The following is a 15,089-nucleotide window of genomic DNA, read 5'->3' as shown; positions in this document are numbered from 1 at the left end:
AAGCATGAATAGGATGGTGATTTTATTGTAAGGAATGGTTTTGTACAAGGCTTGAAGGGTTAGAAATTTATCCAATTAAGGAGAGATACAATTGACATCAATGAAAAAAATAATTAACTATATGTTGCTAGTTGCAATATTGTTCTCATTCATACCTGTTGCGCCGGTTAAAGCGGCGGATAGCGGCAACTTCTTTATTCTTGATGACGGTAAGCTGGCTTCAACTTCTGCATTGGATATTGAAAACTTACCGGATTCCTTAAACCGTGAGAGTGCTAAAATATCTAATACCCCGACCATAGAAGTTACGGGTACAATTCAGAAGGTTACGGGAACTTTAACTCTAACAGTGGATGCGATTTCTCAAAATAAGAATACCAAAATTTGGGGGATTCAACCCGGAAAAACAGCAGTAACACCTGTTTCTGTTACTAATAATCGCTTTAAAGCGACGAATGCTCAATTATTCCAAGGTTACAATAAACTGACATTTGAAGCAGCTAATGGAGCGAAAACCGTATTCTATGTACTCTTTGATACGGCACCGATTATCAAATCGATGCAAGTGGTTTCCAACAGCGTGAAACATGATTTGAACGAGCCAACAACACCCAACGGTACACTTGTTCTGCAGAAAAATACGGCAGTTATTCAAGGTAGCGCGGAAAATGCCAATACCATTACGATTAATGGTCTGCAGGCAACGAAATTGAGTAACGGATTGTTCTTTTCCCCTACATTAATTCTGGAGCCAGGGCTAAACGAATATAAGATTACTTTAACCAATGACACCGATTCTGTGACGGTGAGCCGCCGGTTTTATTTCTATGACAAAACCCCGCCGTTTATTGAAGTTAAGGCTACACAATTTAAGGATTTGAATGGATCCGATCCGACTACAGCTGAAACTCAAAGCTTGTTGGGTGGGGTACCGACCTTTACCGGACAAGATGATAAAATATCATTAGAGATTGAGATTTTGGCGCCTTACGACCAAAATATTGATTTTCCTAGCAACGCGACCATTCATACGGGTTCCACTCTGGGCTCCAATCTGGTTACTATTGCAGCAGGCTCGGCTACATCAACGGTTATCAACGATACCTATGGAACGCCAGAGTTCAGATTGTTGAAATTTAAGACCAATCCAGTTCCTATGCCGAACGGTACTTCAACGAGTCAACAGCTGGATCTTACTATCGACTACTCGGTTGTAGGCGGAACGCCGTTTACCATAACCGGAAGCTATAAATTTAAACTTGCTTCAGGATTGAAAGTTATTAATAATGTATTGTTCCTGCCTGACTTCATTCCTGCGGTGACGGCTACACCGCCTGCACCTGTTACTGTTACAGATGCAACTCCAAGTTATCCCTTGTCGGGGTCGAACATTAGAAGCAGCGAATTCTATGTATTGGTTGAAGCCTCAGGAGCATTGGACCCACTCAATGAGACTCTGCGTGTAAACCTGCAAACGGTCGCGGCACCAGCACTGACGGTTACAGCCGTACCAGCAACCGATGCAATAGTGGGAGCAAACACGAGAAACAAAGGTCAGCTTTACAAAATTTCAGGGCTGCCGGAAGGAACTCAGACGCTTGATTTCTCTTTGGATAATATAAACCCAGTACCTTTAACAGGTCCGGTTTCTTATTCGGCTAAGGTTTCTTATGCTGCCAAGCTCTATGTTGAAATTCAGAATATTTACGAGAATCAAGTAATTGAAGTGAATTCATCGGATAATGCGACAAATGGACCCGATCTAGTACCGCTTGAGGGAGCTTTTATTGGATTTGGAGGCAATATCCTTTCCGGTGGAGTACAGATGCTTCTTAATAATGTGGACAGAACTCCTTTATTAACTGTCGGTGCTACAAATGCTAGTGGTAACAATCCCATTTCAGTAGTAGGCGGACTGAAGGTTGATGCCGCGGGCCCGCTTTACAACGGGGAGAATGTATTGAAGATCATTGTTACCTACAGGGATGGTGGCAGTGCTCTGCGCACGTATGTTAAAGAAATTAAATTTTATATTCTGGATACAAATATTCCGGACATCAGAAAGATTCGTCCTATAACACCACCAGCTTCAGCTTCTACAACGCGCGATGCTTTATCGCTATGGGATGATAGCATACCTTTGCCTCCTTCACCGGAGCTTCAATTCAATAATGCGGCTTACACCACATCACTTGAGAATTTCGATTTATTCGTTCGCGGCTCCGGGGCCGATGTTATCGAAATTAAAGATGCAGGAGAGCGAATTTTTTATATGACAATGGCCACAGGTCTTCCTGGAGGAACCTCGACCAAATATAGCTCGGCTGAGGTTTCAGGAGATAGAAATGGCTTCAAGCTTCGTCTTAATAATGTTGCGATGAAAATAGGCACACATGTATACACAATAGAGTTGACTAACAGTAATGGTGGTAAGGTTTCCCAAACCTTGACAGTGATAAGACAAAACTTCCCTTACCGTATACTGGCTCCTACAGCAAATACGGGTGACAAAATTATTGTTAACAAAAACTTTGTATTGTTCGATGTTGAGGCTGATGGTGCAAAAGAAGTACAGATCAATGGAGTAGCAGCAACCCCTCGTACAGACACGAAGTCTGATCGGTTTATGTACACCTATATGGGGTTGAAAGCAGATACGGATAATAAAATTTCTATAACCGTAAAGCGTGACAGTGGTGATTTGAAAGAAACGGTTAACGTACGTTATGTATCTGACCCAGCACCAGGCTCTATGTATATGGAAGCGATGGGTTCCAAACACAGTGTGTTTAATAAAGATCTTCAACTCTCTTTCCCGAAAAACACCATCTTACGACGTGTTTCGGATGGAAAGATACAGCCGCAAACTAATTTATTATTCGGTATTGGCGACACGGAGAATGGAAACACGGAATTAGTAAATGATTATAATCAAATCGTAGGAAAAGATTTGGATGGAAGAACCAATGATGGAAGATCGAGAATCGATATTAACTCAAACTTAGGAAGCCAATTTTCTGAGCAATTAGGAAGAGATCACTTTACAAGAGTTTCCGATTATTTCTGGATTTCCGGCGGTATAGGGGAAAAAGGAAAAGTTGGAGATGCAGGTTACAAGCCAGCAACGGGCGGATTGACCCCTTATTCGACAACAGGCGTTGAAACGGTCTATTACACTAATTATGATGATGAAAGAAAAGTGGTACCAACCGAGCGCGGTACACTCGTTCTGAAGTACAGCGATAGTGTGGTTGACCTTGCTGCGGCTGAAGTCACGGTCTTCTATCTGAATGATGAAGGGGACTGGAAGAACATTGGCGGTGCTGTAGATGCAAAAGCCAAAACCATTACGGTTCCATTTGATAACTTTGGGTATTATATGGTTGGGAAATTAAAGAATGGTTATAATGATATTTCCAATCACGATTGGGCTAGAGACATTTTGCAAGCTCTTTTATCAAAAGGATACATGCCGGCTCTATACACGAATGAATTTGGTGCAGCAGAATATATCAGACGAGGCGAGTTTGCTGGTTTGATCGTTCGAGCATTAGGACTGAAATTGAATTATGATGATAATGAAACCTTTAGAGACATCGATAGGAATAGTAGCGCCGTAACCTGGACCTATGAAGAGATTGAAACAGCGGCTCGGGCAGGTATCATACAGGGCTATGACAATGAAATTTTTGATTATGATAAAGAAATAACGCGGCAAGATGCAGCAGTGATGATCTCGCGCGCGATGAACTTGAAGCTGGCTATGAATGATGACAAGCTTAAGGCGAAGGTTGAGAAAGCATTTGCTGATGGTGATAAAGTTAGTATTTATGCGCGTGCAGCAGTAGATGCACTAAGCTCTGCTAAGGTTATGGTTGGAAGCCCGGTTATTTCCGCAATTCCGACTAAAAACAAACCGCTAATAAACTTTAATCCATTAGACAATATGACGAGAGCAGAAGCAGGGCAAATCGCAGTACGCTTACTGCAAAAGTATGTAAAAGGCAGTCTGCCAGCTAACCTTGGTGCACCTAATCCAAATGAAGCAAAATAAGAAAAGGGGCTGTCCAAAAGACAGCCCTTTTTCTTCATTATTATCAAAATGTTGCCAACTAATTATGGGTTGATTCATTTGCTTTTTAATCCGGGTCATGGTAAGATGTAATTAATCAAAAACGTGAGACCTGAATTCACATATTGTTAAGGGTTATCATTAGAACGATGGAACCTTTTGCAATGTGTGAATTTTTATTTTGAAAATAAAAGGATCATGTTAATTTAATTTTGGAGGTATTTACAATGCAAACAGGAACAGTGAAATGGTTTAACGCAGAAAAAGGATTTGGTTTTATCGAAGTTGAAGGCGGAAATGACGTATTCGTACATTTCTCAGCTATCACTGGCGAAGGCTTCAAATCTTTGGACGAAGGTCAACGCGTTCAATTCAACGTGGTTCAAGGCAACCGCGGACCTCAAGCTGAGAACGTTGTAAAACTGTAATATTACAGTAGAAACCGACTGCCCTTAACATGCGTTGAGGGCAGTTTTCTTTTTTGGTTGTGCAATCAAAAGGGAGGCTAACCATGTACTATCGAAGAAAATCGTTAGAGGATCTTCCGGAGGAGAATACTGCCATTTGGTCATGCTCGAAAGAAGGTTGCAATGGCTGGATGCGGGACAACTTTGCATTCGAGTACGTGCCGACTTGTCATCAATGTAATTCCTTGATGGAGAGCAGCATGAAGATGCTTCCGCTTCTTGTTAACACAAACCGCGATTTGAAATCGGTTAAGAAAGGCGTGCAGATTCTGTAGCCGCTGACCTGATCAACCGCTTGTACCGCATTAGACGGAAAGCGGTTTTTTTGTACGTAAAAAAGGAGCTACCCCTGAGAGTGTGGAGGGGTGAGCTCCAATAATGCTACTTAACTCATTGTTGCGGGTAAATGGGTGAGGATGGATTCTTTGATACGAGCTTTGGTTTCATCCAAGTCGAGGTTTTCGAACACATGCTCACAGTCCTTACGGTAGGAAACCTCTTCAATGTAGTGGTCCATATAATGACGAATGATTTCTTCGGATACCGCTCTGGCTTGAAGTCTTTCCAGAATCAATTGTTTATTAACATAAATGAATATCCGAATGGCCTTATCCCCAAATTCATACTTTAATTTATTCGCTCCAGATCGATTAACAATTACATAGATAACCGGGCTCACTTGCAACGCTGCTGTGACATCTGCTTTATTAATACCATAAAAATGGTTGTCGAGCTCGACTGTCTGTATGAATTCCCCGCGAATATCAGCCTCAATAAATGCCTGCCTGGAAGTAAAGTAATAATCTTTCCCCTCTGTTTCTTTAGGGCGTGAAGGTCTTGTAGTGTGAGATATCACGTATTGGAAGCCAAGTTCTTTGCCGAGTTGATGGGCAATTGTTTTTCTACCCGAACCGCTAGTGCCTACAAAAACGATAATGGTACCGCTTTCAATATTGCCGTTCATGAGAACCCCTCCTAGTTTAAAGTGTGAAGAGTAACTCTGGTAGTTCTAATTCTATTATAGTTCAATAATTCAGAAAATTAAATCTATTTATTCGAAAGTATGTTATAGACAAAATGGCAGTAGTTGACTAGTATGGAGTATGAGATCCATTATACGGGGAAATAGTAGGTACCAATAAACTTATTTGAGGAGAGATAATCAATGTCCCAAGATTGTATTTATTGCGCTCAAGATGAGAGACAAGAAAAGATAATGATTGAAATCGGTAAGCTAAGAGTTTCTACATTGTTTTTATTTCGGGAGCAAACCTACAGAGGTCGCTGTATCGTAGCATTAAATGATCATCAAACTGAGTTTTTCCATCTGTCACAGGACAAGCAGGACGCTTATATGCGCGATGTTGCACAAGTAGCGAAAGCCATTGAACAGGCATTCTCGCCGGATAAAATCAATTATGGTGCGTTCGGTGATACAATGCCGCATGTACATTTCCATATTGTGCCTAAATATAAGGATGGAGCAGCATGGGGCAAGATGTTTGAAATGAGTCCTGCCGATAATAAGCAGCTTACCGATGGAGAATATGAAGAAGTTATTAACAAAATTAAGCAGCACTTATAAGGCTTGAAGAGTATTAATATTCTATTGAAATCGCAGGAGAGCCAATGGTAATCCGTTGCTGCTGCGTAATCGAATTTCGGTGAACCGCCAATTGGAGGTTCATCTTTTCTTTTTCTCCTATTGCTGTGGTATTGCTAATCTGTGGGGAGTAGTAAGAAATGCTGAGGCTTCCGGCATCTTCATAACGATTGATCTCATGAGCTTGCAATTGTTTGGTGAATAAGGGCAGCAGCGATGCATCTTGTTCTTTTAATGAGGAGCTTAGGGCTGCGGAGCCTTGAATCATTATATTCCAGCTTGGCTTTACGCCCATAGCTTTAAGGTTGCCCGCTAATTGCTTCTGAACCTTCACGATAGAATCAGCATTTTGTAGGTGGTTCGCTTCTGCACTTATTATTAGCTCAGAGCTCCCGTTGGGGAATCCGATCCATAGAAGCTTTGTTTCGATTCCTTCTGAATCGACAGCTTCAGCTTGGTAGAGTAGATGATCCTGTCCTTCAATGATCGCGCTGCTGCTTGGTAAGTTTAGTTGTTCGCTAACCTCTCTGCCAATTTGGGCAAAGCTTTCTTTACTAGTGAATGATCGGTAACTGCTCGTATGCTTAATGATCACCTTTTTGTCGGAGGTTATAATTTGCTTGGATAAAGGAATCAGGTATTCCAAATCTGGATTAGCTGCATCTGCGTCTGCATGTACAGTCCATAAGCTTACTGCTATTCCTATTGCAAGTAAGATGATTACACTGTATTCTATCATCCGCTTCATAGTATGTATCCCCCGGCTTCGAATCTATCAATCTACTAATAAGCATTGACAGAATTGTCCGGAAGTATACTTACGGGGTACGCACGAAAAAAGGCACTAGCCGCTTGCGGTTAGTGCCTTTCTGGTGAATTGGAAGTATAGTTGTATACTTCGCTACGCTCAACTTTTGACAACTGCGCTCGTCCTTGAAGGATGAGCGCAGCCGGTTATCCTTGTATGGTCGCAGCTCGTAGGCTGCGGCATTTAGTGTGTTTTGTGGTGATTGAAAAGTAAGGGAAGCATCTTTGTATCCTTGACCATCTCGGAATGACATATAGGACATAGTGGACTTTTCTCTAGTGAAAAGTTCTCACGCATCCAGCATGAGCATCCTTCTTTACTGCACATCCAAACGGATGTCTGTTCTTCCTGAACCGGTTCCATGGTTTTCTTAGAAAAATACAAGATGAACCCTCCTTCGGTTTGTGCGGTGCGAATTCCATTGTAAGGATTTGTAGCGATGGCCAAGAGCAAGATAGCGGAGGAAACGTTCCGTTCCTTAGAAAGGACGTTCTCGTTTATCGAGGTAAGCGGAGCCCTTTATATATACGTTGCTTGTCACTGAAAAAGAACTGCCCGGACGAGCAGTTCTCTCCCTCTGATGAAACCTTACAGTTTCACAACGTTTTCAGCTTGTGGTCCGCGATTGCCTTGAACAACGTTAAATTGTACGCGTTGTCCTTCTTCAAGAGATTTGTAGCCATCCCCTGTAATTGCGCTAAAGTGTACGAATACATCCTTGCCGCCTTCTACTTCAATAAAACCGAAACCCTTTTCTGCGTTAAACCATTTCACTGTACCTGTTTCCATCTTCTTAAAAACCTCCAATAGCTTTTACTCATTTTTATATGCATGAACGAAAAATTCACACATTAGAAAGATTACCCCAAAAATCGAATTGATAACCCTTTCTAATATGTGAATTCAAATCCGAATGTGTATAAGGCAATGATACCACATTTTACAAGTTATCACAACAAATTAACATTTGACTTGGCTTAATTTTACCTGTAATGTTAAGCGATTAAAGGAGGCCGCTAATGCCGACAGAAAACTACAAATTGAACGTATTTGATCCCAAATTAGAGCCTTTTTTAACGGAATTATATAGACAGCATCGTGAACGTGCTGCAAGTATCGATTGGAGCTATCACGAATTTATTCCTTGGGAATTGGGGCGCAGTTTTATAGAAGAGCCATGGGCTCCTGAGCAGCGAAATCTTCCCCTGCCGATTTATACAGCGGTAGAAACCTCCCTTTTAACAGAAGTCAATCTTCCTTTCTTTTATCATCATTTAGCTGTTACCTTCAAAGGATCTTTGCAGGTTTTGCAGGATTTTGTTCATACGTGGGTTGCGGAAGAAGACCAGCATTCATCCTTACTTGAAACCTATTTAATCATTACGCGCAACGCAGATCCTCATGAGCTTCATCGTCTCCGTAAGGGAGTAGTGGAAGCAGGGTTTGTACCTGATTTTGATACAGCAATGGAAACGATGGTATATACGGCTATCCAAGAGCTGGCTACGATGGTGTTTTATAACAATGTGGCAAAAGCAGCTACACCTTACGATCCACGGCTTGCCAAGCTTCTGCGCAGAATTGCGAAGGATGAAACGCTGCATTTTGCTTTTTATCGTGACGCAGTTAAGGGCTACCTTGGGGTAGATCATAACTTCATTTATTATATCCATAAGGCGATGACGAGCTTTGCTATGCCAGGCAGAGAGATGCCTCAGTTCAAAGAGCGGATGGAAATGATATCTAAAGAGGCTAATTATGGGCCAGTATCTTATTTTAACCAAGTTTTTGATTATTTAATTCAATTTTGGGCGATTGAAAAGCTGCAGCCAAGCCGCTCGGAGTCAGAGGCAGCTAAGCAGGATCTGCTCATCTATCACAGCAAGCTGAAAAGAATTAGCGAACGGTTGGCAGCTAAAGGTGTAAGCTGAGGGCTGATTGAGATATTCTGTGAAAAGAGAATGGAAAAGGACGGCCTTGCGGCCGCCCTTGGAATAATAGAGAAGCTGATCACCGTCTTATTCTACGGCTTTCTCTGTCTTTTTATGATCAGTTAGTTGAATGCGTCCTAGAAATGGGGTTAGCAGAGCGCCTAATATGACGAAGACCAAGGCGATCTGAAAGACGCTGTGGAGAGAATCAACTAATGAGATTTTTAAAATGGGAACAATTTTCTCAACAATGGCCTGCGGTATCTGAGAGAGTGAGGCCGGGTCGAGCAGCATCGAGTAAAGTCCTTGCGGATCTGTGTGAATCATTGCTGTCATTTTGTTGGCAAAGCCGCTTGCTTCGGCAGGCAATTGCTGCAATACCGGAATAAGCTTGTTACTCAGCTCGTTATCGGATCGATAATTCATAACGGTACCGAGTATAGTCATGCCGAACGTGCCGCCAATTTGCCGAAAGAACTGGCTGGAAGAGGTTACTACGCCCAGCTCAGACTTGGGAAAGCTCTCTTGAAGCGCTAAAGTAAGAATTGGCATTACTAGACCTATGCCTAACCCTATTACCATCATATAGGATGATGCAATCAGCTTAGTTGTGGTCATGCTTAATGTACCCAGAAGTATAAATCCCACCGCCATGATGATCATACCTATTGTCATCTGGAAGCGAACACCTATCTTCTGCACAATCTGCCCACCTATTATGCTAGCAACAATCATGGTAATCATCATTGGCGTCATAACGGTACCAGAAGCTGATGCGCTAATACCGACAATCCCTTGCATAAACAGTGGGACAAACATGATAGCTCCGAACATCCCGACAGACATTAGAAAGCCAATGCCGTTGATGACGGAGAAAGTTCGGCTTTTGAATAAACGCATGGGTAAGATCGCTTCGCTCGCTTTGGATTCAATGCGGATAAAAGCGATGATAGAGATTATGGAAACTCCTATCATACCAAGGATTTGCCAGGAGCCCCAAGCGTACTGCTTGCCTCCGAAGGTTAATGCCAGCAGCAATGGAACTACACCTATTATCATGGTGATCATTCCGCCGAAATCGAACTGAATTGGACCCGATGCTCGAACGCTTTTTAAGCCTAAGGCAATAAAAACAACAGCGAGAAGTCCTACCGGAAGATTGATATAGAATACCCACCGCCAATTTAGTGAGTCCACAATCCAGCCCCCTACCTGCGGTCCAATGACGGATGCTAAGCCGTATATGGCCCCAAACACCCCTTGCCATTTCGCACGCTGCTTACCAGTGAATAAATCACCTATGATAATCATGGCCATTGGCATCATAATTCCGCCCCCCACGCCTTGAAGGGTACGGTACCAAATTAATTGTGTCATGGATTGAGACATACCACAAAGTGCGGATGCTGCCATGAATATGATAATCCCGGTCAAGTAGACCACTCTTCGTCCTAATAAATCAGCAAGCTTTCCGGCAATGGGAACGACAGTGGTTGAGCTTAGCATATAAGCAGTTGTCAGCCAAGCCATTACGCTTAATCCACCCAATTCGCCCACGATTCGTGGCATTGCTGTACCTACGATAGTCCCATCTAATGCTGCAAAAAGCATGGCAATTATTAAACCTGTGATCAACAGTCCACGCTTCGTTTCTGATCCTTTTGGAATTGCTTCTGAGCTTTCTGAAAGTTCCATAACCGATATCCTCCTGTCAGTACTTTTATAGTTTCCTTATAAGAAGTAGAAGATACAATTCGAAGCTGGTGGATTAATTTTGGGGGCATGCGGACACATGGATTGCGAAGCCTGGTCTTCTATGTTCCATGAATGTCTGATAAGATGAAGGGAATGAAATTATACGTTATTAACCAATTTTACCCACATTCTAACTATTTCGAGGGGTTATATGAATAGCGATAGATTGAACGGAATCATTACGATTGAGGATGAAAAACGGTGGGACGGACAAGGTTATGCCAATGGCTGGGAGCATTATGCGGATGAATTGCGATTGTTTGATTATAGGCTCCAACGGTTATATTTCAGCAGAAAAAAGCGCATGGATGTCTGGAGGGATGACCCCTATCAGGGACTGTTCGTATCGGAAGAAGAGTTCCTGGATCTAATAATTGGGCATGCGGATGATTGGGCGGATGATCCCGAGGCAGCGGCAGTGTTGGAGCAGTTGGAAAACCTGGAAAGGGCGATTGCTCACAGGTTAGCTGTGAGCGTTCAGGCAGGCGTTCATATGCCTCTTCTGGCGGCTGTGAACACATTCGGACTGCGTGGTCGGGAGCGTGACTTCGTAGTGGCTGCATTGGCAGTGGAGATGGATCGTAAATATGAGCGGGTTTTCGGATTCCTGCAGGATGATTTGACCAGCAAGCATCCAAATGCCAGTTTGCTGATTCAATTGAACTGCAGAAATGCCGCAGATATGATGGAGGCAAGGGAGGCGCTTGCGTCATCAGGCCCTTTGGCGAAGTATTTTCTCCATAGGGATGAGACTTCTGCAGCGAAATCGCTTCTCTCCCAGCCGATTGTGCTTGATCGGCGGATGGTGCGCTATCTGCTCGACGGGAGCGGCTCCGATCCATCGGAGGTTGTTAAGCGAATGACACAGCGCTTCAACAGCGACAGTCCGCCAGAGCCTCTGCGCGTTGATCAGGCGCTTCAGCAGCAGATGCAGGCGTTCGTGCGAGGCATGTACGACCCGGAGAGGAGCATGCGCAAGCGGCTAGCGTTCCATATCTGGGGCCCGTCGGGCGCCGGGAAGACGCTGCATGCGAAGCACTGCTGCCATGCCTTTGGCAAATCGGCGCTAATAGCCGATATGGCAGCCATGTCACTTGCGGAGCGGCCGTTTGCGGAGGTGCTCGATGAGGTGCTGCGAGAAGCTATTTTGCAGCAGGCAGTGCTCTGCTTCACGCATGTGGAAGCGCTGTTTCCAGAAGAGCCGGATGCGGCGGCTCAACACAAGCTGCGCTCATTTGTCCACAGCTTGAATGGCTACGGCGGGCTGCTTTTCCTGCTTGCGAATAAGCAGCTTAAGCTGTCCGCAGACATAAAGGAACGATGGGTGATCGATATGGAGCTGAAGGTGCCAGCAAGCGAGGATCGTGAAGCGCTATGGAAAAGCCTCGCAGCTGAATTCGGCGTTTCTATGTCTGTGGATTGGCGGATAATCGGCGATAAATTTCGATTCACTGCGGGGCAAATTAGGCGAGCCTTCTCGCTAGCACAAGGCTTTACAGAATGGACGGGTGCTGGAATGCCAGCTGTAAGGAGCATCGCGGCTTATGGTGCCATAGACGAGCAAGCCTTGTATGAAGCGTGTTTCATGCAGGTGCAGCACCGCTTGGAGAAGAAAGCTTCTCGCATCCATTCCAAGTATTCTTGGGAGGACGTTATTTTGCCAGGCGAGCAGAAGGAACAGCTTCGTAATGCATGTAACCAAATGAAATACCGCAGTATCGTTTATGGACAGTGGGGCTTTGAGCGTAAGCTGGCTTATGGCAAAGGGTTGAGCATGTTATTTGCTGGACCCCCTGGAACAGGGAAGACGATGACGGCGCAGGTGGTTGCGAAGGAGCTGCAGCTGGAGCTTTACAAAATCGACTTGTCGCAGGTGATAAGCAAATATATCGGGGAAACGGAAAAAAATCTCCATGAAATATTTCATGAAGCCCGCCTTAGTAATGCGATTTTGTTCTTCGATGAGACGGATGCGTTATTTGGTAAGCGTTCAGAGGTAAAGGATTCCCATGATAAATATGCAAATATAGAAACGGCGTATTTGCTTCAAAAGATGGAGGAATACGATGGCATTTCGGTACTTGCCACCAACCTGCTTGGAAATATTGATGATGCTTTTATTCGACGTATTAATTACATCATTAAGTTCCCATTTCCAGATGCAGATTATCGGGAGAAGATATGGCGCTCTATGTTTCCGGCGGAAGCACCTATCGGGGAGGATGTTGATTTCAAGCTGATAGCCAGTAAATTCCCCATAGCGGGTGGCGGTATTAAAAATATTGCGGTTTCAGCTGCTTTCTTGGCGGCTGATGCAGGAACACCTATTCTTATGAAGCATCTTCTTCAAGCTGTAAAGCATGAGCTTCTGAAAACAGGCAAGCTTCTGACCAAAGATGAACTGGATTTTTTCTAAATCTATTTGGAGCATTCTGAAGCTGAGATCAAGCTAGGGGTGGGATGAGGCGGTAATAACGTTCTCAGCTACAGATGTCTGCTTGGTAATAAAGGCAGCGATTTCTTGTTCCCGAAGCGGTTTGCTTAGAAGGAAGCCCTGAACAATATCGCATTTCCATGTTTTAAGCAGGTACAATTGGTCGTAAGATTCTACCCCCTCTGCAACGGCTTGAATATCAAGATCTTGAACAAGTCGGATGATCGATTCTGTGATCCTGCCTTCGTTATTTTTACAAATATCACGGATAAATGATTTGTCGAGCTTCACCAAATGGAGCGGCAGCCGGTTCAAATAATGAAGTGAAGAATAGCCGGTGCCGAAATCGTCCAAAGCGATACGGACTCCGAGTTGTGTTAGCTCCTTCAGCCGGATGTTAGCGGCATCAATGGAAGCGATAAGCATGCTTTCTGTAATTTCAAGCTCAAGTAGATGGGGTGGCAAGCCGGTTTCTGATAAGATTTGCGAAACATGCTTAGGAAAGTAGCTGTCATTAAGCTGCAATGCGGATATGTTGACACTTATTACGGCTTCAGGAAAAGGGACCATCAGCATTTCTTGATACAGCTCACAAGCGCGTCGCAGCACCCATAAGCCGATGGGCAAGATGGTTCCATTTTCTTCAGCAATAGGGATGAATTCCCCAGGAGAAACCGCACCCAGCTTCGGATGCTGCCAGCGGACAAGCGCTTCAAATCCGCGGACTTTGCCCGAATGTATATTAAATTGGGGTTGGAAGTGGAGCTCAAGCTCATCATTGGATAGGGCTTGCAGTAGTCCCTCTTCTAGCTTCAGGCGGTGTATCTGATTCTTCAATAGATTTACATCATAGATCATGATTGATGGCTGTCCCTGTTCTTTGGTGCAGCGGAGAGCTATATCCGCATGATGTATTAGTACTTCGGCTGTCTCTGTGTGCTTCTGTATCGCAATACCTAAATTCACGGTGAGATGCATCGTGCGATTTCGAATCACTAAGGGTTGGCACAGTTTATTCTGGATCTTTGCAGCCTCTGCAAGGACACGCTCCGAGTCTTCAGATGTCGAAAGGCTGCATATAATTTCATTTTCACGTATATGGGTGACAAAACTTTGAGGAATCAGGGCTGTGATTCGTTTGCACATTCCTTTTATCAGATCTTCACCGAATGGATAGCTATGCTGGAAATTCATGATATGAATGATACAAATCACAGTTTTCCCGGATTGATCCATGTAGTTCTGAAGCCGTTCAGCCGAGGCGTTGGTACTGGACTTAGATGCAGCCAGTTCCGGATTAAGCAAGGTCGGCTTGTGCCATTCTATGATGAAATAACGAAAGCTTGCCGAAGCAATCGGAGTGATGATCATTAGCGGTAAAGAGTAGTAGGTTAAAATGGACACAGCAATGGGTGTGGGAAGTGCTAAGCTGCAAGCCAAGGTTACGATGGCAATAAGGGCACCGAATAATAAATGATTTATTAGTAGGGATGAGATTTTTTTGTGCTGCTCTAATTCTCTCCATATAACACCCACCATCGCGCAGATAATAAGGGTCCAGACAGCGGGCTCCCAACCAATTCCTCCTAGTAAATATCGATATCCCCCTGCGATTACTGCTGCCATTAACCCGGCGCGGTAGCCCCCGTAAATTCCGGCCATTGCCACCACAATGGTCTCCATATCCAAAAAAACACCGTCTGTAACAGCAGCGGAAATTTGCATGGAAATAATACTGGATATCCCAAATAGTGCACCCAGGATAACATGTTGAAGCTTTTTAGAAAGCTGCATAACATGTGGATGCAAACGGTTAATTACTATGATGAAAAAGGCAATATCCGCAAAATTTCGCGCTAAGCTTGTAATGATCTGCAGCCCATACATTTGGTTCTAGCCCCCCAATACTATCCATACATGAACATTATCGTACCGTATCTTCTTCTTTAAATTATGGATTGAAAGTATGAGTAAAGTTAAGTGGTTTCCATTTATCTGATATTAATCTTTCAAATAATT

At 43.8% G+C, this 15,089-nt stretch carries 13 protein-coding genes; 6 read left to right on the top strand and 7 right to left on the bottom strand.

The features are described 5' to 3' along the window. Window positions 1-100 precede the first annotated feature (100 nt). From GC093_RS10770 to GC093_RS10760, 3 genes are all read left to right on the top strand, one after another. The gene (locus GC093_RS10770) at window positions 101-4,054 is read left to right on the top strand and encodes an S-layer homology domain-containing protein (RefSeq protein ID WP_246314041.1); all 3,954 of its coding nucleotides are present in this window, start codon (window positions 101-103) and stop codon (window positions 4,052-4,054) included. A 245-nt stretch (window positions 4,055-4,299) separates the two neighbouring features. After that, window positions 4,300-4,500 (top strand): cold-shock protein, encoded by a 201-nt coding sequence (locus GC093_RS10765; RefSeq protein WP_171651867.1) that lies wholly within the window; start codon window positions 4,300-4,302, stop codon window positions 4,498-4,500. Window positions 4,501-4,583: 83 nt separating this feature from the next. Next, window positions 4,584-4,814: a cold-shock protein gene (locus GC093_RS10760; RefSeq protein WP_171651866.1), complete on the top strand. Its 231-nt coding sequence runs from the start codon at window positions 4,584-4,586 to the stop codon at window positions 4,812-4,814. A gap of 110 nt (window positions 4,815-4,924) precedes the next feature. Here the strand turns inward: GC093_RS10760 and GC093_RS10755 are convergent, their stop codons facing one another. Further along, window positions 4,925-5,503 (bottom strand): guanylate kinase, encoded by a 579-nt coding sequence (locus tag GC093_RS10755; RefSeq protein ID WP_171651865.1) that lies wholly within the window; start codon window positions 5,501-5,503, stop codon window positions 4,925-4,927. Window positions 5,504-5,704: 201 nt separating this feature from the next. Here GC093_RS10755 and GC093_RS10750 point away from each other — a divergent pair, with 201 nt between their 5' ends. Continuing rightward, window positions 5,705-6,124 carry an HIT family protein gene (locus GC093_RS10750; RefSeq protein WP_171651864.1) on the top strand — a complete coding sequence of 140 codons (420 nt, stop codon included), beginning with the start codon at window positions 5,705-5,707 and terminating at the stop codon, window positions 6,122-6,124. A gap of 13 nt (window positions 6,125-6,137) precedes the next feature. On the opposite strand, the gene GC093_RS10745 is transcribed toward GC093_RS10750, so the two are convergent. The 4 genes from GC093_RS10745 to cspD form a co-directional block, all read right to left on the bottom strand. Beyond that, window positions 6,138-6,890, bottom strand: a complete 753-nt coding sequence (locus GC093_RS10745; protein ID WP_171651863.1) for a YwmB family TATA-box binding protein — start codon at window positions 6,888-6,890, stop codon at window positions 6,138-6,140. A gap of 70 nt (window positions 6,891-6,960) precedes the next feature. Continuing rightward, window positions 6,961-7,212, bottom strand: a complete 252-nt coding sequence (locus GC093_RS35465; RefSeq protein WP_216624594.1) for a hypothetical protein — start codon at window positions 7,210-7,212, stop codon at window positions 6,961-6,963. Further along, complete coding sequence (locus GC093_RS10740) at window positions 7,134-7,334, bottom strand: cold-shock protein (protein WP_171651966.1); 201 nt, start codon at window positions 7,332-7,334, stop codon at window positions 7,134-7,136. Before GC093_RS10740 ends, GC093_RS35465 begins: the two co-directional genes overlap by 79 nt. 204 nt (window positions 7,335-7,538) lie before the next feature. After that, complete coding sequence (gene cspD, locus GC093_RS10735; protein ID WP_166152724.1) at window positions 7,539-7,739, bottom strand: cold-shock protein CspD; 201 nt, start codon at window positions 7,737-7,739, stop codon at window positions 7,539-7,541. A 230-nt stretch (window positions 7,740-7,969) separates the two neighbouring features. On the opposite strand from cspD, the gene GC093_RS10730 reads away from it, so the two are divergent. Beyond that, on the top strand, window positions 7,970-8,881 hold the full coding sequence (locus tag GC093_RS10730; RefSeq protein WP_171651862.1) for an acyl-ACP desaturase: 912 nt from the start codon (window positions 7,970-7,972) through the stop codon (window positions 8,879-8,881). Between the two features lie 87 nt (window positions 8,882-8,968). On the opposite strand, the gene GC093_RS10725 is transcribed toward GC093_RS10730, so the two are convergent. Then, on the bottom strand, window positions 8,969-10,549 hold the full coding sequence (locus GC093_RS10725) for an MDR family MFS transporter (protein ID WP_376768641.1): 1,581 nt from the start codon (window positions 10,547-10,549) through the stop codon (window positions 8,969-8,971). Between the two features lie 238 nt (window positions 10,550-10,787). Between GC093_RS10725 and GC093_RS10720 the strand changes: the two genes are divergently transcribed. Next, on the top strand, window positions 10,788-13,052 hold the full coding sequence (locus tag GC093_RS10720; RefSeq protein WP_171651860.1) for an AAA family ATPase: 2,265 nt from the start codon (window positions 10,788-10,790) through the stop codon (window positions 13,050-13,052). A 33-nt stretch (window positions 13,053-13,085) separates the two neighbouring features. Here the strand turns inward: GC093_RS10720 and GC093_RS10715 are convergent, their stop codons facing one another. Beyond that, window positions 13,086-14,957 carry an EAL domain-containing protein gene (locus tag GC093_RS10715; protein ID WP_171651859.1) on the bottom strand — a complete coding sequence of 624 codons (1,872 nt, stop codon included), beginning with the start codon at window positions 14,955-14,957 and terminating at the stop codon, window positions 13,086-13,088. Window positions 14,958-15,089: the final 132 nt, after the last annotated feature.

The sequence above is a fragment of the Paenibacillus foliorum genome (genome assembly GCF_013141765.1).
GTDB classification, from domain to species: Bacteria; Bacillota; Bacilli; order Paenibacillales; family NBRC-103111; genus Paenibacillus_S; species Paenibacillus_S foliorum.
This window is presented reverse-complemented; position numbering and strand designations above follow the sequence as displayed.

Coding starts and splice junctions, on each gene's coding strand:
- GC093_RS10770 (WP_246314041.1), top strand. CDS start 101: ATGAAAAAAATAATTAACTATATGTTGCTAGTTGCAATATTGTTCTCA.
- GC093_RS10765 (WP_171651867.1), top strand. CDS start 4,300: ATGCAAACAGGAACAGTGAAATGGTTTAACGCAGAAAAAGGATTTGGT.
- GC093_RS10760 (WP_171651866.1), top strand. CDS start 4,584: ATGTACTATCGAAGAAAATCGTTAGAGGATCTTCCGGAGGAGAATACT.
- GC093_RS10755 (WP_171651865.1), bottom strand. CDS start 5,503: ATGAACGGCAATATTGAAAGCGGTACCATTATCGTTTTTGTAGGCACT.
- GC093_RS10750 (WP_171651864.1), top strand. CDS start 5,705: ATGTCCCAAGATTGTATTTATTGCGCTCAAGATGAGAGACAAGAAAAG.
- GC093_RS10745 (WP_171651863.1), bottom strand. CDS start 6,890: ATGAAGCGGATGATAGAATACAGTGTAATCATCTTACTTGCAATAGGA.
- GC093_RS35465 (WP_216624594.1), bottom strand. CDS start 7,212: ATGTCCTATATGTCATTCCGAGATGGTCAAGGATACAAAGATGCTTCC.
- cspD (WP_166152724.1), bottom strand. CDS start 7,739: ATGGAAACAGGTACAGTGAAATGGTTTAACGCAGAAAAGGGTTTCGGT.
- GC093_RS10730 (WP_171651862.1), top strand. CDS start 7,970: ATGCCGACAGAAAACTACAAATTGAACGTATTTGATCCCAAATTAGAG.
- GC093_RS10720 (WP_171651860.1), top strand. CDS start 10,788: ATGAATAGCGATAGATTGAACGGAATCATTACGATTGAGGATGAAAAA.
- GC093_RS10715 (WP_171651859.1), bottom strand. CDS start 14,957: ATGTATGGGCTGCAGATCATTACAAGCTTAGCGCGAAATTTTGCGGAT.